Source organism: Roseivivax halodurans JCM 10272, assembly GCF_000521785.1.
Lineage (GTDB): Bacteria > Pseudomonadota > Alphaproteobacteria > Rhodobacterales > Rhodobacteraceae > Roseivivax > Roseivivax halodurans.
This window is the reverse complement of record NZ_JALZ01000014.1, coordinates 78,523-97,056: the sequence shown is the minus strand read 5'-3', so window position 1 is coordinate 97,056 and position 18,534 is coordinate 78,523. Positions and strand designations below refer to the sequence as shown.

Sequence of the window (18,534 nt, the reverse complement as noted above, 5' to 3'; positions counted from 1 at the left end):
TACATCTCTTCGTAACGCCCAGCATTAACGTGGGCGTACGAGACGAGCTCCTCGCTCGGCTTGTAGACGGTATCTTTCATGTCGGCCTCCTCCTCTTGCCGAAAACGCGGCCCGCTTTCCCGGCGTTCCCGATGAAGGGGCCGGGAACCTGAGCCCCCGACCGGATCGGTGCCGCGAGCCGGCGGGCTTCGTCAGATCGCGAGGTACTCGGCGCGCAAATCGGCGTTGTCGAGCACCTCGGCCGCGTCGCCATCGTAAACGACGGATCCCGTATCGAGGATGATCGCCCGATCGGCGAGTTGCAAGGCGCGGACGGCGTTCTGCTCCACGATGATCGTGGTCATGCCCTGCTCCTTGATGTGCCGGAGCGTGCGCTCGATCTCGTCGACGATGACGGGCGCGAGGCCCTCGTAAGGCTCGTCGAGCAGCAGCACCTTGATGTCGCGGGCAAGAGCCCGGGCGATCGAGAGCATCTGCTGCTCGCCGCCCGAGAGGGTCACGCCCTCCTGCCGCCGGCGCTCGCCGAGTCGCGGGAAGAGCTCGTAGATCCGGTCGAGGGACCAGCCGATGGGGGGCTGGATCTGGGCGAGCTGCAGGTTCTCCTCGACCGTCAGGCCGGGGATGATGCGCCGGTCCTCGGGCACGAGACCGAGGCCCGCCTGGGCGGCCTCGAAGCTGCGCATCTTGTGCAGGGGCTGGTGGTCGAGCCAGATCTCGCCCTTCAGGACCTGCGGGTTGTCCAGCCGGGCGATGGAGCGCAGCGTGGTGGTCTTGCCCGCGCCGTTGCGCCCGAGAAGCGCGAGGATCTCGCCCTCGTGCACGTTGAAGCTGACGCCCTGCACGATGTAGCTCTCACCGTAATAGGAGTGCATGTCCCAGACCGAGAGAAAGGCGGGGGCGGTCTCGGCCTTGTTGGCGTGTCTCGAGAAATCGGGACGGACATTCATCTCTGGCTCTCCTTACGCCGCTTCGCCCAGGTAGGCTTCCTTGACCTTGGGGTGGCCCTTGATCTTCTCGGGCGTGTCCTCGACGAGCGGCGTGCCCTGCGCGAGGACCGTGATCCGGTCGGCGAGCGAGAAGACGACGTGCATGTCGTGCTCGATGATGCACATGGTGATGTCGCGGCTCTTCTTGATCGTCTTGAGAAGCTCGATGGTGTTGTTGGTGTCCGCCCGCGCCATTCCCGCGGTCGGCTCGTCGAGGAGCAGCAACTTCGGGCGCTGGATCAGGCACATCGCCATCTCGAGCCGCCGCTTGTCGCCGCGCGAGAGGCTCCCGGCGTGAAAGTCCCGCTTGTCGAGCATGTTGACCTCATCGAGCATCTTCTCGGCTTCGGCGATGAGACCCCGTTCGTGGCTGACGCCTTCGAAGGCGTGCATCCGGAAGGAACCGTCGCGCTTGGCGAAGAGCGGGATCATCATGTTCTCGAAGACGGTCAGGTCGCCGAAGATCTCCGGTGTCTGGAACACGCGCGAAATGCCCATCTGGTTGATCTCGTAGGGCTTGCGGCCGAGCACCGACTGGCCGTCGAACATCACCGAGCCGGTGTCGGGGATGAGCTTGCCGACGAGGCAGTTGAGCAGGGTCGACTTGCCCGCGCCGTTCGGCCCGATGATCGCGTGGACGGTGTTCTCGGCCACCGACAGGTTGACGTTGCCGAGAGCCTGCAGGCCGCCGAAGCGCTTGTTCACGTCCCTGACGTCAAGAATTCCCATCTTGCGCGCTCCTTATTCCGCGGGGGTTTCCTGGGCCGCGCGATGCTCGTCCGAGGCCTTGCGGCGACGGAAGAGGCGCGCGATCCGCTGGCCGCCCTCGACGAGGCCGCCCGGCAGGAAGATCACGACGGCCATGAACATCAGGCCCAGCGTCAGGTGCCAGCCCTTGCCGACGAAGGGATGCACGATGGTCACGACGAAATCCTCGAGCCCGTCGGGCAGGAAGGCGAACCAGCCATGGAGGACGTTGTCGTTGAGCTTGGAGAAGATGTTCTCGAAATACTTGATGAAGCCCGCGCCGAGGACCGGGCCGATGAGCGTCCCGGCACCGCCGAGGATGGTCATCAGCACGACCTCGCCGCTCGCCGTCCACTGCATCCGCTCGGCGCCCGCGAGCGGGTCCATGGAGGCGAGAAGCCCGCCCGCGAGACCCGCATACATGCCCGAGATCACGAAGGCGGCGAGCGTGTAGGGGCGTGCATTGAGGCCGGTGTAATAGAGCCGCTGCTGGTTCGACTTCACCGCCCGCAGCATCATCCCGAAGGGTGAGCGGAAGATGCGGATGGCAAGGTAGAAGGCCACCAGCATGACCAGCGCGCAGAGGTAGTAGCCGGCGGAGAACTGGAACTCCCACCCGCCGAGACGCAGCACCTCGGTGGCGCGCATCTCGATCCCGAAGAAGTGGGTGACCGGGATCGATCCGTCCTCGGTCTGCGAGACGCCGAGGATGCGTGGGTCGTCGAGGGCGATCTGCAGGCCGGTCTCACCGTTGGTGATGGGGGTCAGCACCGAGTAGGCGAGCGCGAAGGACATCTGCGCGAAGGCGAGCGTCAGGATCGAGAAATAGATGCCCGAGCGGCGCAGCGAGATGTATCCGATGGCCAGCGCGAAGACGCCCGCGATGATGACCGACAGGATGATCGCGGGGACCACGTTCATCGACAGTAGCTTGAACATCCAGACCGCGGCATAGGAGCCGACCCCGAGAAAGGCGGCGTGGCCGAAGCTGAGGTAGCCGGTCAGGCCGAAGAGGATGTTGAAGCCGATGGCGAAGATCCCGAAGATCACGAACCGCTGCATCAGGTCGGGATAGCCTGCGTTGAACTGCGCGAGGCCGCTGTCCGTCGGGAAGGGATTGAGCAGGAAGGGTGCGAGCATCGTCAGCACCGCGACCAGGATCAGCAGGGAGAGGTCTTTCTTTCCGAGACCGAGCATTGGCTTACTCCTCCATCACGCCGCGGCGCCCCATGAGCCCGCGCGGACGGGCCAGAAGCACGATGATGGCGACGACGTAGATGATGATCTGGTTGATGCCGGGGATGAGGTTGATGACCTGCGTCATCGAGGCGAAGCTCTCGAGGATGCCGAGGAGGAACCCCGCGAGCACCGCGCCCGGCAGCGAGCCCATGCCGCCCACGACCACCACGACAAAGGACAGGACGAGGAAGTCCATGCCCATGTGGTAGTTCGGAGAGTTGATCGGCGCGTACATAACCCCGGCAAGGCCCGCCACGGCGGCGGCGAGGCCGAACATGATGGTGAAGCGCTTGTCGATGTTGATGCCGAGAAGGCCCACCGTCTCGCGGTCCGCCATGCCGGCGCGGACGACCATGCCGAAGGTGGTGAATTGCAAGAAGGCGAAGACGCCGCCGATCACCAGCGCCGCGAAGGCGAAATAGACGAGCCGCCAGTAGGGATAGATGATGACGTTCGGGTCCATTCCGAGCAGGAGGCCGAAATCGTAGGAGCCGGTCAGCGCGTCGGGCGCGGGCGTCGGGATCGGGTTCGCGCCGTAGAAATACTTGATGATCTCCTGCAGCACGATGGCGAGGCCGAAGGTCACGAGGATCTGGTCGGCATGCGGGCGCTTGTAGAAGTGCTTGATGAGGCCGCGCTCCATCACGAGGCCGATCAGTAGCATCACCGGGATCGAGAAGAGGATGGCGAGCGGGACCGACCATTCGATGATGCTTGCGCCGGTCTCTGGTCCGAACCAGGCATGCACGTAGGGCGTCTCGACCTGCATCGGATTGCCGAGGAAGTCGGTGCGGGTCTCGTCGATCGTTGTGAAGCTGGCGCCGAGGATGCGCTGCAGCGTCACCGCGCAGAACGCCCCGATCATGAAGAGCGCGCCGTGCGCGAAGTTCACCACGCCGAGCGTGCCGAAGATGAGCGTGAGGCCGAGCGCGATCAGCGCATAGGCAGAGCCCTTGTCGAGCCCGTTGAGCGTCTGAAGGATTATGGCGTCCATGGGTCGGGTCCGTTCGGGATGGCTCTGACAGATGCATAAGGTCCGGCGCGCCCCGGGGTGTGGGGGACGCGCCGGATCGATGTGGACCGGCCGCGGGGTGCGCCGGCCCGCATCGTCTCAGCCGATCAGGCGCCCGGGTTGCAGGAGCCGAGCGAGCCGCCCGAGAACATCGGGTGATCGGGTTCGTAGGTGACCTGCTCGGTCGGAGTGACCTCGACGATTTCCACGAGGTCGAACTCGTTCTCGGGATTCTCCTTGCCGCGCACGACGACGACGTCCTTGAAGCACTGGTGGTCGGAGCCGCGGTAGGAGGTCGGGCCGTTGCCAAGACCGTCGAACTCGAAATCCTCGAGCGCCTCGGCGACGGCGCAGGGGTTGAACGAGTTCGCCCGGCTCACCGCGTCGGCATAGAGGAGCGTCTGCGCGTAGCAGGTCTGCGCCGCCTGGCTCGGCGGGAAGCCGTATTTCTCGCCGAAGGACTTCACGAAGGCATTGGTGCCGACGTAGCGGCTGCCGAGCTCGTTCTCGATCTTCCAGTCCCAGTTCTGCGAGCCGGGGATGCCCTTGATGTTCTCGCCGGCGCCGCGGGCCATGAGCTCCGAATAGAGCGGCACGACGATCTGGAAGTCCTTGCCGTTGGCCTGGGCCTCGCGCAGGCCGAACTGCACGGCGTTGGTCAGCGAGTTGACCATGTTGCCGCCGTAATGGTTGAGCACGAGAACGTCGGCGCCCGATTGCAGGACCGGCGCGATATAGGAGGAGAAGTCGGTCTGGGCGAGCGGGGTCAGCACGTTCTGGACCGTCTCCCAGCCCATAGCTTCGGTCGCGGCCTGGATCGATTCCTGCTGCGTCCATCCCCAGGTGTAGTCGGCGGTCAGGTGGTAGGCCTTGCGGTCGGTGCCGTAGAGGCTTTCGAGCACCGGGGCCATTGCCGCCGCGGACATGTAGGCGTTGAAGAAGTGGCGGAAGCCGTTGGCCTTCTTGTCCTTGCCGGTGGTGTCGTTGGAATGCGTGAGGCCGGCCATGAAGATGACGCCCGCCTCCTGGCAGAGGCCCTGCACGGCGACTGCGACGCCCGAGGAGGAGCCGCCGGAGATCATCACCGCGCCGTCTTTCTCGATCATCGAGCGGGCCGAGGCGCGGGCGGCGTCGGATTTCGTCTGAGTGTCGCCGGTGACGAACTCGACCTTCTTGCCGAGGATGCCGGTGCCGTCGAGGTTCTTCTCCGAGAAGGTCTGCAGCATGCCGCCATCGCCGCCGCCGTTCAGATGCTCGACGGCAAGCTCGAAGGCGCGCAACTCGTCCGCACCCTCGTCGGCATAGGGGCCTGTCTGGGGCACGTTGAAGCCAAGCGTGACGGTGTCGCCGGTGGGCGCGTTGGTGAAGCCGCTTTCCTGCGCCCGCAGGTAGGTCGGCAGCGCGAGGCCCGCCCCGGCGATCGCACTGGTCTTGAGCACGCCGCGGCGTGTCACGAAACGATTGGTCATGTCATCCTCCCTAAGGACTTTGGCGACCGCCAGGCTCCTCTTCCCGGCCGGGCCGCAGGCACATCAGGTGCAAAGGTACTATGGTGGGTCGGCGTAAAGCCGCGCAACAAAGCGCTTGTGATAAAGGGTTTTTTTGTAAATTAATGCACAGAGCGCTGCGGAGATTGAAAATTACCTTATGTCGCAGCGCAGCAAAGAGTTGAGTTAGCAGGGAAAACATCATGCCCGGCGAGTCCCTTACCGGAAGCCGCATCCGGGAGCGCCGGATCATGGCGGGATTGAAGCAGGCGGACCTTGCACGCGAGGCGAATATATCGCCGAGCTATCTCAACCTTATCGAGCACAACCGGCGCAGAATCGGCGGCAAGCTGCTGCTCGACATCGCGCAGATCCTCGAGGTCGAGCCCGCCATCCTCACCGAGGGCGCAGAGGCGACGCTGATCGCGGGGCTGAGGGAAGCGGCGGCACATGCCCGCGGAGGCCGGGCCGAGATCGACCGGATCGACGAGTTCGCCGGGCGCTTTCCGGGCTGGGCCGACCTGCTCGCCGAGAGCCATCGCCGGGTCGGGGCGCTGGAGCATTCCGTCGAGACCCTGTCCGACCGCCTGACCCACGATCCGCACCTTGCGGCGGCGCTGCACGAGATGCTCTCGACGGTGACGGCGATCCGCTCCACGGCCTCGATCCTCGCCGAGCCCGGAGAACTCCCGCCGGCCTGGCAGCGCCGCTTTCACCGCAACATCCACGAGGACGCCGCGCGGCTCGCGGAGACGAGCCGGACGCTCGTCGGCTATCTCGACGCCGCCGAGGACGCTTCCGCCGAGGCGACGGTCCCGCAGGAAGAGGTCGACGCGATCCTCGAGCAGGCGGGGCACCGGTTTCCCCTGATCGAGACTGGGGCGCTCAATCCCGAGGAGATGGCGGCGCGGCTCGCTGGCGAGGCTTCGGCCACGGCGCGGCAGATGCTCGTCGACATTCTCGCGCGCTATGCGGCCGACGCCGCTGCGCTGCCGCTCGCGCGGCTGCGTCCGGCGCTGGCCGCGGCGGGACCCGATCCGTTCGTTCTCGCGGAGGCGCTCGGTGCCGATCCCGCCCGTGTCATGCGGCGGCTCGCGGCGCTGCCCGAAGATGCGCTCGAAGCACCGGCCGGGCTCGTCGTCAGCGACGGCGCCGGGGCGCTGACCTATCGAAAGCCGCTGCCCGATTTCCCTCTGCCGCGCTTCGGCGCAGGGTGCCCGCTCTGGCCGCTCTACCAGTCGCTGAGCCACCCGATGGTGCCTGTGGCGCGTGCGATCGCGCAGCCGGGGCGGACGCGGCGCAGCTTCACGGCCTATGCGATCGCCACTGCAGTTGCGCCGTTGCGCCCCGGGCAGGTGCCGCTCTATTCGGCGCATATGCTCATCGTGCCGGTTCCGCCCGATGCGGAGGGAGCGGCGGATCCCATGCCTGTCGGGGTGACCTGCCGCATCTGCCCGCACGATCCGTGCCAGGCGCGTCGGGAGCCGTCGATCCTCGCCCGAGACGGTCTGGGGGGACGCTGACCGGTTCTTTTGACAGGGCCTCACGGAAAGGAGATAAAAAGCCATCCGGCCCGGGGGGAACGGCGGCGAAACCGCCGCGCAGGGGCAGGACAGGGGAGGAGTGGCCTGCATGGGCAGAGAGATCCTGCTGATCGAGGATGAGCCGAACATCATCGAGGCGATCAGCTTCATCCTGTCGCGCGACGGCTGGCGCGTCAGGACCCATTCGAACGGGGTGGATGCCGCCGAGAAGGTACGCAGCCTGCGCCCCGACGTTGTGATCCTCGACGTCATGCTGCCGGGGCGGTCCGGCTACGACATCCTGCGCGAGCTGCGCTCGAGCCCCGAATTCCGAGACTTGCCGATCATGATGCTGACCGCCCGCGGCCAGACACGCGACCGAGAAATGGCCGAGCAGTCCGGCGTCAGCCGCTTCATGACCAAGCCGTTCTCGAATTCCGAGATGCTCGAGGCGGTCCGGGCCCTCGTTCCGGTCTCATGAGCGAGCGTCCCGAGCCGCCGCCTCGCAGTGCCCCGCTCGTCTTTCTCGAGCGGCGCAGCTACCGGCGGCGGCGGATGCGGGACGCGGCGCGGCTCCTGCCGGTCCTCGGGCTCTTCGCCTGGGCGATCCCGCTGCTCTGGCCCCAGGGAGAAGATGGCTCCCCGAGCGTGTCGGGTGCGCTGATCTACGTCTTCACGGTCTGGGTCGTCCTCGTGGCCGTCGGCGCCGTACTGTCGGTTCTCACCGGGGACGGTGACGAGCCGGGCGCGGAGGATCGATCCGAGGGGGGCGGAGCATGACCACGCTCAACGCGCTCGTCGCGGTCTGCCTCGCCTATGTGCTCTTCCTCTTCGTCATCGCCTTCGTGGCCGAGCGTCGGGCGATGGAGGGGCGGGTGCGGTGGCTGCGCTCGCCGCTGGTCTACACGCTGTCGCTCTCGATCTACTGCACGGCGTGGACCTTCTACGGCGCCGTGGGGGCAGCGGCGCGGACGGGGCTCGAATACGTCACGATCTATCTCGGTCCGAGCCTCGTGATGCTCGGTTGGTGGTGGGGCGTGCGCAAGCTCGTGCGCATCGGCCGGTCGCAGCGGGTGACCTCGATCGCCGACCTCGTCTCGGCGCGCTACGGCAAGTCCAACACACTTGCGATCCTCGTCACGATCCTCGCGGTTGTCGGCACCACACCCTACATCGCCCTGCAACTCCAGTCGGTGACGCTGAGTTTCGCCGTCTTCAGCGAGGGCGGGCAGGCGCTCGATCCGCGTCCCGGACCGGAGAACACCACGGCGTTCTGGGTGGCGGTGGGGCTCGGGCTCTTCACCGTCATCTTCGGGACACGCAACCTCGATGCCAACGAGCGCCACAATGGGGTCGTCATGGCCATCGCGGTCGAAGCGGTGGTCAAGCTGATCGCGCTTCTCTCGGTCGGCATCTTCGTGGTCTGGGGACTTTCGGGCGGGCTCGCCGCGACGCTGGAGCGGATCGACGCCTCCGAGCTCGGGCAATGGAGCGTGGACGGCGGACGCTGGGCGGGGATCACGTTCCTCTCGGCCGCCGCCTTCCTCTGCCTGCCGCGGATCTTCCAGGTCCTCGTGGTCGAAGCGAGCGACGAGTCGCACCTGCGGGTCGCGTCCTGGGCGTTTCCGGCCTACCTCCTGCTGATGTCGCTCTTCGTCGTGCCGATCGCCGTCGTCGGACTCGATCTCCTGCCGCCAGGTGCCAACCCCGATCTCTTCGTGCTGACGGTCCCTCTCGATCAGGGGCAGGAGGGACTCGCAGCGCTGTCCTTCCTCGGCGGCTTCTCCTCTGCCACCTCCATGGTGATCGTCGCGGCGATCGCCCTCTCGACCATGGTGTCGAACCACATCGTCATGCCGGTCTGGCTGCGTCTCACCGGTAGCGGCGCGTCGGTCTCGGGAGACGTCCGGCACGTGGTCCTGACCGCGCGGCGGCTCTCGATCGCGGGCGTGGTGATGCTGGGTTACCTCTACTACTCGCTTTCGGGCGGGGGGAGCGCGCTTGCCACGATCGGCCTTGTCTCCTTTGCCGGGGTCGCGCAGGTGCTGCCGGCCATGCTCGGCGGCATCTTCTGGCGGGGGGCGACGCGGGTCGGCGCGCTGGCGGGGCTCGTCGCGGGCTTTTCGATCTGGGTCTACACGCTCTTCCTTCCGTCGATCGGAGGGGCGGGCGTGCTGTCGGCCGCCGTGCTCGAGGCCGGGCCCTGGGGCATGGGCTGGCTGCGGCCGCAGGCGCTCTTCGGGATCGAGGGGATCGATCCGCTCCTCCACGCGATCCTCTGGTCGATGTCGTTCAACGCGGGCATCTTCTTCGTGGCGTCCGTCGCGAGCTTTCCGACCCCGCTTGAACGGCTGCAGGGGGCGCAGTTCGTCAACGTCTTCCAGCATTCGCCCGGACCGCGCTCGTGGATCGGGGGCGTCGCGCAGACCGAGGACCTGATGATCATGGCGCAGCGCATCCTCGGGGCGCGGGACGCCATGGCGCTCTTCCGGCGGGAAGCCCGGCGTCAGGGGGTACGGGGCGATCTGCCCGAGCCGACGCCCGAATTCCTCGGAGCGCTCGAGCGGGAGCTCGCGGGGTCGGTCGGCGCGGCGACGGCGCATGCCATGGTCGGACAGATCGTCGGCGGAATGTCGGTTTCCGTCGAGGACCTGATGGCGGTCGCCGACGAAAGCGCGCAGCTGATGGAATATTCGGCGCGGCTCGAGGCGCAGTCCGAGGAACTGGCGCTGACCGCCAGCCAGCTGCGCGACGCGAACCGCAAGCTGACGCGCCTCTCGGTCCAGAAGGACGCGTTTCTCAGCCAGATCAGCCACGAGCTGCGCACGCCGATGACCTCGATCCGCGCCTTCTCCGAGATCCTGCGGGACAGTGAGACCCTGCCTGCCGAGGAGCGCAGCCGCTTTGCCTCGATCATCCACGACGAGGCGGTGCGCCTGACGCGGCTGCTCGACGACCTTCTCGATCTAAGCGTTCTCGAGAACGGGCAGGTGAACCTCAACCTGCGCGAGGGGCGCCTGTCGGAGGTGCTCGACCGCGCGGTGGCGGCGGCGAGCATCGGGCCGGGCGGGATCGAGCTCCGCCGCGACCGGCGGGCCGAGGACGCCGTCTGGCTCAACACCGATCTCGACCGGCTGGCGCAGGTCTTCATCAACCTCGTCTCGAACGCCGACAAGTATTGCGAGGCGGCGCATCCGGTCCTGCAGATCCGGGTGGCGCGGGAGCCGGGCCGGGTCACCGTCGATTTCGTCGACAACGGGCCCGGCATCAGCGCCGAGGCGCGGGACACGATCTTCGAGAAGTTCAGCCGCATCGCCGAGCAGAAGGCGGGCGGGGCCGGGCTCGGACTTGCGATCTGCCGCCAGATCATGACGCGGCTCGGGGGCGGTATCTCGTACCTGCCGGGGCAGGGCGGCACCGCATTCCGCGTCGAGCTGGCACAGGAGGCGGCACTCGCGGCGCAGTGAGGCGGCGCGAAAGGGCTTGGTAACCTGTCGCGGCGATAAACGGGGCCGAGGACAGGATTCCAGAACGGGCGAGGTATGTCGGAGGCAGCCGCGGAGAAGGTGCTCAGCCGCAAGGCACAAGCGGCACGCCGGGCGATCGAGGCCCGCGGCATGTCCGCGGAAAAGGCGCTGCGCCGCGCCTATGCCAGGACGGCCGAAGAGGCGTGGAACCTGGCCTTGATCGCACGCAACGCTCAGATCCAGATGGTCGATCAGTACCGGGCCGTCGCCGTGTTCGAGGCGGGCGACATGATCCTGCTCCTGGACGGACCGGGCGAGGCGATTGGTTTTGCCGTGCTCGACCGGGCCACGGTAACCGCGCTCGTCGAGGTGCAGACGCTCGGGATCGTCACCGATATGGAGCTCGACGACAGGCGCCTCACGCCGACCGATGCCGCAGTCGCAGCCCCCCTGATCGAGGGCGCGCTGGTACGGCTTTGCGCCTATCTCGGAAATGACCCGCTCGGGACGGGCCTCGCCGCTTACCGGTACGGCGCGATGATCGAAAGCCCGCGGATCGCCGCGAACCTTCTCTCTGCCTCGCGCTATCGGCTGTTCGAGGCCGAGCTCGACATGGGCGGGGGCCTGCGCCAGGGCCGGGTATCGCTTGCACTACCCGACGAGGCGGCGGAGCCCGAGCGCATCCCGGAGGAGACGGTCGCACCGCGGCACGAAGAGCTGATGATGAGCCTGCCCGCCGAGATCGACGCGGTGCTCTGCCGGATGCGGCTTCCCGTCTCCGTGGCCGAGGCGCTGACGGTCGGCGCGCTGCTGCCGCTGCCCGCCGACGTGCTCGACCAGGCCGAACTCGTGGCGCGTGGCGGCTACCGGGTGACGCGTGGCCGCCTCGGCCAGCTCAACGGGCAACGGGCGATCCGCATCTCCCAGTCGACCGGCGCGAGCCGGCAAGGAGAGGCGCGCGGGAGGCCCGAGATCGATGTCTCGCCGCCGAAGACCGCGCCGGAGGAGGCTGCGGAAGGGCCCATGGAATTCGGCATCCCGGCCTTGACGGGGGGCAGTGGGATGAAGCTCGGGGACGACGAGTACGAGTTGCCGGACCTGCCGCCCCTCGATTTCGAGGCGGCGCTTGGGGGTGACATCGGCGAGGGAGGGGATTTCCCCGACTTCGCCACCGCCATGGGAGATCTTCCGGATCTCTCCGCGTTCGAATCCGAAGAGTGATTAGGACTTCGCGCAGAGCGATGAGCGCCTGCCGCCGGAGCCTTGGCTCAGGCCTGTGCGGCCTTCGCCTCGAGCGTCGCACGCAGGCCCGACAGATCGTAACCGGCCTTGGACGCGGTTTCGAGGATCCTGTCGACGGGCATCTCTCCTGCCATGCCGAGCGCCCAGATCACCGTGCAGCGGGTGCCCGACGCGCAATAGGCCAGGACCGGGCCGGAGGCGCCGTCGACCATCTCGACCTGACGCGCAATGTTCTCGGGCGTCATCGTCTGGTGGGTGAGGGGCAGGACCTCGAACTCGAGGCCGGCCGCCTCTGCCGCCGCGCGGATGGCATCCGCCTGATGCGTCGGCGGGACCTCGGCGTCTGGGCGGTTGCAGATGATCCGGGTTATGCCCGCCGCTTTGATATCGGCGACCTCCTCGGCCGAGATCTGCGGCGAGACGTGATAGCGGGGCGTGACCTGGCGAATGTCCATGCCGCGTGCGTAGCGCGCGCCCGCGGGGCTGTCGAGACCCGCGGGCGCGGCATTGCCCAAATGCCGCCCGATGCGGCGGCGCAGCGTCGAAAATCGCCTCAAACGGCCATGTGGAACTTGATTGGCGGCCCCGCCGCGCCCAATCTAACAACCGTAGGAGGAATCGCTGCCGCGCATCTCCTGCCAGAGGCCGGATCATGTACCATGGGGAGGAAGCACCGGATGGGCCATGCAATGAAACGAAAGGTGGAGCTCGAGCAGCGCGTCGATGCGCTGGCCGAGGATCTGTCGCGCGCCGAGCCGGGTTTGCGCCGGGAACTTCTCGGTCGGCTGAGCGACGGGGTGGACGGCTGGATGCGTCCACGCGCCGTCAACGATGATCTTGATGTGGGCGAGGACGCGCTCGAGGCGCGCTTCGACAACCTGCCGATCTGATCCGGGTCTGCGGTTCAGCCGAGGAAGATCCCGACGATCACCACGGCGAGCCCCAACATCGACAGCATCAGCGCGCCCATGTTCAGCGGAACGACCTTGCTCATCTCCGCGCGCAGGGTGTCGCTGGACAGGTTCGCGCGCCGCGCCCGTACAACACGCAGAATGCAGTAGAACAGGCCGACGAGGCCGATCACCGAAATGAGCGTGCCGCCCCAGATCAGGCTTTCCATATGCGCATGCCTCCGCTTGCGTCGGGTGCCCGGCGGGTAATCCATCGCCCGCGTCCGGGCAACCCCTTGATGGCCGCGCTGCAGGCGGGGTATCGGGGGCCTTCCAGAGGCAAGGGACAGATCATGCAGGACAGTGCACCCACGGACAATTACGGCGTCGCGGCCGGCGAACTCCAGCAGTTCATCGAGCGCTTCGAGCGGCTCGACGAAGAGAAGAAGGAGATCATGGAGCAGCAGAAGGAAGTCATGGCCGAGGCCAAGGGGCGCGGCTACGACACCAAGGTGATGAAGAAGGTGATCGCCCTGCGCAAGCGCGAGCCCGACGACATTGCCGAGGAAGAGGCCGTGCTCGAGATGTACAAGGCGGCGCTCGGCATGAGCTGAGCGCGGCATCCGCGGCTGGCCGGCCGCGGGACAGATACCGGGGCGAGCGGAATTCGATCCTGTCGGGCCGCTCGCCCGGCCGAGGCCGCGAGCGGCGCTTCTCGGGCGGCGTTGCCCGTCAGACAGCCTGCTGGCGGTGGTGAATGGCTCAGATCGCCATTCCGAACTTGCCGACAACCCAGACGACGATGGCAAGGCCGACGACGAGTTCCAGGACTTGTGCGCGGCGCCAGGCCCGGTTGCTCTTGGTGCGCTCGAGTTCGATTTCTTGCTTGGACATCGTTAACTCCACATCTGGCGGCGTCGGTGGTGAGAGGCGGCGCGCGGCTTTCCCTCGGCGATGTCATTTTTGTAATCCGGCGCGCGCCTTGGAGCCCTACCTGCAGCCGGGTACCCGCGAACGCGGAGGGCGATCGCCCCTGCCCGGTTTCTTCACGCGTCGGCCCGATGGGCAGGGTCACTATCCGGACGGATTAGGAGCGGGCAGATGCCGCGCGCAAACACCCGGCCACGGTAGGGGATGGCCAGGCTGTAGACCGCTTCGGGGTGGCTCGGGCGGCTAGCGGTCGAGCGTTTGCGAGAGGGCGCGCCTTGTCGCAGGGGTCGCCATCTGGTCGTGGAGGCGCATGAACTCGGCCTTGGCCGAAGCCCGCTGACCGGAATTCAGGAAGGCGTAGCCCCGCAGGAGCGCGAGGTCGCGCCTCACGATACCGGTGACACGCTCAAGCTCGTCGAAATAGGCGATCGCCTGCCGGAAATCGCCGCGATTGAAGGCGTCGACGCCGCGCCTATCGAGGATCTGGCTCTCGATCTCGAGCCTCTGGTCGGGGAGAAGATGCGTCGTCGCGGCTATGCCGGCCGCCTGCTCCACCATGCCTAACTGCAGCATCGCGAGGGCGGCACCGTAGCTCGAATCGATGCGCGTGCGCTGGGTGGTCGCGGTCGACGCTCCGGTCCGAAAATCGGTCAGAGCCTGCATCGGACGGTCCAGGTTCAGCGCGCACCAGCCGCGCTGCGAGACGATATCGCCCGAGCGGGCCGAGGCGCTGAGCGCAAGGCATTGCCGCCAATCTCCGCGTTCGGCCGCCTGCCGGGCCTGCGCCAGAGCCGCCGAGCCTTGCGAGGCGGGCTGGCTTGCCGGCGCCGGCGCCAGGGCAGCTTGGGGCGGCGGGCCGGTGACCCTCCGCGACAGCGAGCGGGGGCGAAGGGCAGGGCGCAGGCTGAGCGCCGGCGCGGTCTCGGATGCGGTGGCCGTATCGGCGGGCTCGAGGGGATCCGGCTGGGCCTCCGCGTCGTCGGGACGGGGTGCCGCGGCGTCCGGCAGGGGGATCGTCGCGCTCTGGCCATCGGTGGTCGCGCGCGGCTCCGCGCCCATACCGGCGCGGAGCCGTGTTTCTACAGTGGTGATCCGGTCTGCCGCGGCGGGCGCCTGGAGCCGCGCCGCATCGGCAAGCTCGCCAAGCTCCTGCGCATCCGCGACGGCTGACGCCTTCTCGAGCGTCGAAACCAGTATGTCGGGATCGGTGCAGGTTCGCGCGACGCCGGAATAGACGCCGAGTGCGGTGTCCGCTTGCGACAGCGCGACGTAGCGCTCGGCGAGAAGCCAGGCGTTGTTCACACGCTCGCAGCTCAGCAGGGCCGGATTGCTGCGCGCGATGCCGATCGCGGTTTCGGATTCCTGGTTTTCGATCGCGGTGTCGAAACTGCTCTGAGCCTCGGCAAGTGCCAGGGTGCGGAGGAGCTCGGCGGAGGGGGACCAATCGGGATAGGAGGTTGCCGTGGCGTCGATCGCATCGCGCACCGCCGCGAATTCCCCCTGTTCGATGAGCTGGTAGATGCGATCGATATTGGCGGAAGGCACGTCGCGCTGCAGGTTGCTCAGATCGTCGGGCACCACCCAGTTCGGGTACTGGATCTGAAGCCTACGGATCTCGGAGCGGATGGCATCCTCGTTGTCCTCGGCGATGTAGAACCGCAATGCCTCGAGGTCCGCGTCGCTGGGCTCCTGGGCGGAGGCGCTCGAGGCGCAGACGAGACAGGCGAAGACCAGGGACGTTGCAAGGATCCCGAAACGTGGCTTCAGAGCGGAATGCATCGCGGAGCCCCCTGTGCCTGAGCGATCATGGAAAACACCTGCAAGGTGGCCGGATAATAGGCCTGCTCGACAGAGAAGGGCAGCATCCCGGAGCCGAGGCTGTTTTCCGTCACGCACGCCGACAGCGCCGACAGGGACCGATACCCAGCCTCGGAACTCGTTTCGAGGATCGCTCCGCTCCCGCGCTCGATGATCGTCGCGGCGCGGTTCTCGGGCGCCGCGCGCTGCGCCAGCGCGAAGGTGCGCACCGCGGGGTGATCGGCGAGCCCCGACCAGATGTAGAAGAGCGGCACGCGCATCGCCTCGTAGCCGCAGTCGAAGGAAAAGCCCTCGGGCTGGATGAGCCCGCTCTCGGTCACTTCGACCCAATCGGGAACGACGCCTCCCTCGGCCAGTTCGGCCGAGAGGCGCACCGCGCCCTCGGCCGCCTGCGCGAGTACGGGAAGACCGAAGGCGGCAGCGAGTTCCTCGAGCGCAAGCGGCATGGAATAGGCGAGATTCACGATGAAGCCTTCCGCGGTGCGAAAGCCGTCGGCCGCGGGCAGGAGGAGCGGCGTGCCGTCGGAGCGTTCCGCAATGCAATGCTCGGCCAGGTCGGCCGCGATTGTCGCCGCGAGCTCGCGGTATTCCGGGACGAGGAAGCGGTCCGACGCGCGCAGCAGGGCCCATGCGCGAAAGAGGTCACCGTCGCTGGCATTGTTGGTGTCCGGAACCCGCACCGGCGAGTCCGGCAACCAGCGCCACGCCATGAGCGCGTCGGACCGGATGGCGAGGTTCACCCGCGTCCAGGTCTCGATGCGATCGAAGGTCCTGCGGTCCCCCGCGAGTGCGGCGAGAAAGAGACCGTAGGATTGTCCTTCGGAATGGCTGGCGAACTGCTGCGGCGCGTCGATCACGCGACCGGATCCATTGGCGTGCGCGTCGCGCCACGCCGACCAGACGTCGCGAAGCTGATCGCCGAGTTCGGCCGGCTGAGCGCTCGCTCGGGAGTGGCGGAGGGCGAGACCGGCGGCCAGGGCGGAGACAAACTGACGGCGCTTCATGCGCGCTTCCTTCGTGTGACGACGGCGATGCCGAACGCGACGATCGACGACAATACCGCAAGGATGAGGATCGGTCCGATATACCGCCCCGGAATGATCGTGACGTAATTCCCGACGACGGTCCGCGCGTTCGCCGCGGTCAGAGGCTCGCGCAGGAGAAGCGGCCGGTTTGGCGCGTCCCAGCTCTCCCAGCCCGTGTCGGGCAGGAACACGGAGACCTGCCCATGTGGCCCGCGATAGGCGTCCCGGCTTTCCGCCAGCGAGGCGATCACCGCGCGATGATCCCCGTCGGGTTCGAGCAGGAGCCAGAGATGTCCCGGCTGCTCCATGTCCGGTTGAAGGAGGATCGCATCCGCGGATCTTTCCGCAAGCCAGGGGGCAAGTGCGCTTTCGTTCCCGGTCCAGATCGCGCGCAGCCACTCGTTGAGACGAGCCGGAAACTGCGTGATCCGGTCCCGCTGGAGAAGGCCCCGCCACCACTGGTTTCCACCGACCTGGGACCATGCATCCTCGGCGCTGCCCCGCTCCTGCCGTTCGGACTGCATGACCGCGCGGAGTTGCTCCGCATGATCCGCCACGACGTCACCGTCGAGAGCGGCAATGTCGGCGGGAATTCCGATCTTGATCTCGATGTCCGAGTCCAGATCGGTGTCCTGGCCCGTGGGCGCGGCAAGGACGCTCGAGAGCCGCGGCAGGAGACCCGGCGACAGCGTGACCTCGGCCGCCTCGCTGAGGCTGATGGCGCTGCGGGGAGCGAATTGGAGGGTGCGCTCGATGCCGGGGAGCGACAACCTGGGCGAGGGCGGGATGGTCAGGCTCGTCCCGCCGGAGATCTCGAAGATCGGGGCCTCGCTCGGCACACAGGCCTCATCGGGCGGATCACCCGGAACGAGCGCCTCGAAGGTGAGGCGGTTGGCCCCGGGACGCAGAAGGTTCGCGGCGAAGGGGATGCGCAGCGTCGGGAGGGGGCGGCCGGCATTCTCGGGCTCGTCGAGCGGAAGAAGCTGGATCGTCGTGCCGTTGACCTTGACGAGCAGGAGCCCGCCTTTGGGAAGGTCGGTGTCGTAACGCCAGTCCAGCCGCAACTCGCCGGTCTGGGAGGCGAGCAGCAGCCAGTCGCTCGGCAGGCGGAACTGGACATGCTCGCGGATGTAGCGCCCGCGGCCCTCGATGCCGTCGGTGTCGAGCTCGGCCAGGGTCGTCGGGCGGCCGGGCTCGATGATCGGGGTGGTGAATTCGGAGCTTGGCGCGGGCACCGCGCCGGTGAAGACCTGGGCGGCGTTGTCGTAATCGCCGCTCCGCAGCAGGAAGACGATGGCACCATCGCCGCCGCGGCGGAACTCGGGGCCGTTGGGGAGCGCGTAATCTGCCGTAAGCACCGTGATGCGGGCGCGCTGCGTCGCGTTCTCGCTGGCCGAGTAGTAGTTCCCGACCGAGATCTCCGGCGGCACCTGGCCGTAGACCGCATCGAAGCGGGCGATGAGGTCGGACGCCTCCGCCATCGTGGCATCGGGATCCGGCATGCGCAGCTGGAGGGGGATGTCGCGCGCGATCTGCGCAGACGCGCCCGCCAGGAAGCCGAGCGGGCCCACCGGCAGATCGGCGAGCGGCATCTCGATCCCGCTTTCGGGCAGGGCGATGTCGGTCCAGAGGTTGAAGGCGGCATCCGGGCCGCAGAAGACGCGATGCACCTGCCGCGCCGACAGGGTCACGCGGTTCCGCCCCGCGGTGAGAAGGCCGTCGGGGACGGAGAACGTGTCGATGCCCGCAACCCCGAAATTGTCAGGCGTCAATGTCCCGACGGGCGTTCCATTGACCGAAACCTCGATGGCCGAGCGCTGGGGCAGGATGTCGATGGCGCTCTGGGTGGCGATGCGCAATTCGGCACCCGACATCTCCACGGGTACGAAGAGCGTGAACGACGCCTGATCGTACTGCCCCGACATCCGGTAGGTCTCGGGATCGCTCGCGGCGAGCCGCGGCGGGCGGAGCGGCAGCACGAGCGTTTCGGGTTCGGGGGCGGGGTCTCCGCTTCCCGCTTCCGGGCCGGCAGGGGCCGGGCGCGAGCGCTCCTCGATCGTGGGGCCGTCGGTGAAGCCGTCGAGTTCGATCTGCTGGGCGGACGCCGCCGGAGCGAGGGCCAGCGCCGCGACGAGGCTGCAGAGAGCCGGAAGGGGGCGTCGGGTCAT

At 67.5% G+C, this 18,534-nt stretch carries 18 protein-coding genes; 7 read left to right on the top strand and 11 right to left on the bottom strand.

Annotation, left to right across the window (positions count from 1 at the left end; translation table 11 throughout):
- Nucleotides 1-191: 191 nt before the first annotated feature.
- From OCH239_RS13615 to OCH239_RS13595, 5 genes are all read right to left on the bottom strand, one after another.
- The gene (locus OCH239_RS13615) at nt 192-947 is read right to left on the bottom strand and encodes an ABC transporter ATP-binding protein (protein WP_037263683.1); all 756 of its coding nucleotides are present in this window, start codon (nt 945-947) and stop codon (nt 192-194) included.
- Nucleotides 948-959: 12 nt separating this feature from the next.
- Nucleotides 960-1,715, bottom strand: coding sequence for an ABC transporter ATP-binding protein (locus OCH239_RS13610; RefSeq protein WP_037263680.1), 756 nt, complete (start codon nt 1,713-1,715; stop codon nt 960-962).
- A 12-nt stretch (nt 1,716-1,727) separates the two neighbouring features.
- A complete protein-coding gene (locus OCH239_RS13605; RefSeq protein ID WP_037263677.1) occupies nt 1,728-2,930 on the bottom strand; it encodes a branched-chain amino acid ABC transporter permease in 1,203 nt (400 codons plus the stop codon).
- Between the two features lie 4 nt (nt 2,931-2,934).
- Nucleotides 2,935-3,966 (bottom strand): branched-chain amino acid ABC transporter permease, encoded by a 1,032-nt coding sequence (locus tag OCH239_RS13600; RefSeq protein WP_037263675.1) that lies wholly within the window; start codon nt 3,964-3,966, stop codon nt 2,935-2,937.
- Nucleotides 3,967-4,091: 125 nt separating this feature from the next.
- On the bottom strand, nt 4,092-5,453 hold the full coding sequence (locus OCH239_RS13595; RefSeq protein WP_037263674.1) for a substrate-binding protein: 1,362 nt from the start codon (nt 5,451-5,453) through the stop codon (nt 4,092-4,094).
- Between the two features lie 221 nt (nt 5,454-5,674).
- Between OCH239_RS13595 and OCH239_RS13590 the strand changes: the two genes are divergently transcribed.
- From OCH239_RS13590 to OCH239_RS13570, 5 genes are all read left to right on the top strand, one after another.
- Complete coding sequence (locus tag OCH239_RS13590; protein WP_037263673.1) at nt 5,675-6,994, top strand: helix-turn-helix domain-containing protein; 1,320 nt, start codon at nt 5,675-5,677, stop codon at nt 6,992-6,994.
- Between the two features lie 109 nt (nt 6,995-7,103).
- Nucleotides 7,104-7,475, top strand: coding sequence for a response regulator transcription factor (locus tag OCH239_RS13585; RefSeq protein WP_037263670.1), 372 nt, complete (start codon nt 7,104-7,106; stop codon nt 7,473-7,475).
- The gene (locus tag OCH239_RS13580; protein ID WP_037263666.1) at nt 7,472-7,774 is read left to right on the top strand and encodes a hypothetical protein; all 303 of its coding nucleotides are present in this window, start codon (nt 7,472-7,474) and stop codon (nt 7,772-7,774) included. Before OCH239_RS13585 ends, OCH239_RS13580 begins: the two co-directional genes overlap by 4 nt.
- Complete coding sequence (locus tag OCH239_RS13575) at nt 7,771-10,461, top strand: ATP-binding protein (protein WP_037263663.1); 2,691 nt, start codon at nt 7,771-7,773, stop codon at nt 10,459-10,461. The genes OCH239_RS13580 and OCH239_RS13575 overlap by 4 nt, the downstream gene beginning before the upstream one ends.
- A 75-nt stretch (nt 10,462-10,536) precedes the next feature.
- Nucleotides 10,537-11,682 (top strand): flagellar motor switch protein FliM, encoded by a 1,146-nt coding sequence (locus tag OCH239_RS13570; RefSeq protein WP_051489469.1) that lies wholly within the window; start codon nt 10,537-10,539, stop codon nt 11,680-11,682.
- Between the two features lie 47 nt (nt 11,683-11,729).
- On the opposite strand, the gene OCH239_RS13565 is transcribed toward OCH239_RS13570, so the two are convergent.
- Nucleotides 11,730-12,158, bottom strand: a complete 429-nt coding sequence (locus OCH239_RS13565; RefSeq protein ID WP_037263710.1) for a protein tyrosine phosphatase family protein — start codon at nt 12,156-12,158, stop codon at nt 11,730-11,732.
- A 234-nt stretch (nt 12,159-12,392) separates the two neighbouring features.
- Between OCH239_RS13565 and OCH239_RS13560 the strand changes: the two genes are divergently transcribed.
- Nucleotides 12,393-12,593 carry a hypothetical protein gene (locus tag OCH239_RS13560; RefSeq protein WP_157577877.1) on the top strand — a complete coding sequence of 67 codons (201 nt, stop codon included), beginning with the start codon at nt 12,393-12,395 and terminating at the stop codon, nt 12,591-12,593.
- A 14-nt stretch (nt 12,594-12,607) separates the two neighbouring features.
- On the opposite strand, the gene OCH239_RS13555 is transcribed toward OCH239_RS13560, so the two are convergent.
- Entirely contained in the window at nt 12,608-12,823 is a 216-nt protein-coding gene (locus OCH239_RS13555) for a hypothetical protein (RefSeq protein WP_037263657.1), read from the bottom strand.
- 123 nt (nt 12,824-12,946) lie between these two features.
- Here OCH239_RS13555 and OCH239_RS13550 point away from each other — a divergent pair, with 123 nt between their 5' ends.
- Nucleotides 12,947-13,207, top strand: coding sequence for a DUF2312 domain-containing protein (locus tag OCH239_RS13550; protein ID WP_037263654.1), 261 nt, complete (start codon nt 12,947-12,949; stop codon nt 13,205-13,207).
- A 148-nt stretch (nt 13,208-13,355) separates the two neighbouring features.
- Here OCH239_RS13550 and OCH239_RS23755 read toward each other — a convergent pair whose 3' ends face one another.
- From OCH239_RS23755 to OCH239_RS13535, 4 genes are all read right to left on the bottom strand, one after another.
- Complete coding sequence (locus OCH239_RS23755; RefSeq protein ID WP_280111078.1) at nt 13,356-13,487, bottom strand: hypothetical protein; 132 nt, start codon at nt 13,485-13,487, stop codon at nt 13,356-13,358.
- 279 nt (nt 13,488-13,766) lie between these two features.
- Entirely contained in the window at nt 13,767-15,302 is a 1,536-nt protein-coding gene (locus tag OCH239_RS13545) for an outer membrane protein assembly factor BamD (protein WP_037263650.1), read from the bottom strand.
- A complete protein-coding gene (locus OCH239_RS13540) occupies nt 15,287-16,345 on the bottom strand; it encodes a family 8 glycosyl hydrolase (RefSeq protein ID WP_037263645.1) in 1,059 nt (352 codons plus the stop codon). Before OCH239_RS13540 ends, OCH239_RS13545 begins: the two co-directional genes overlap by 16 nt.
- Nucleotides 16,342-18,534: a cellulose biosynthesis cyclic di-GMP-binding regulatory protein BcsB gene (locus OCH239_RS13535; RefSeq protein WP_037263641.1), complete on the bottom strand. Its 2,193-nt coding sequence runs from the start codon at nt 18,532-18,534 to the stop codon at nt 16,342-16,344. Before OCH239_RS13535 ends, OCH239_RS13540 begins: the two co-directional genes overlap by 4 nt.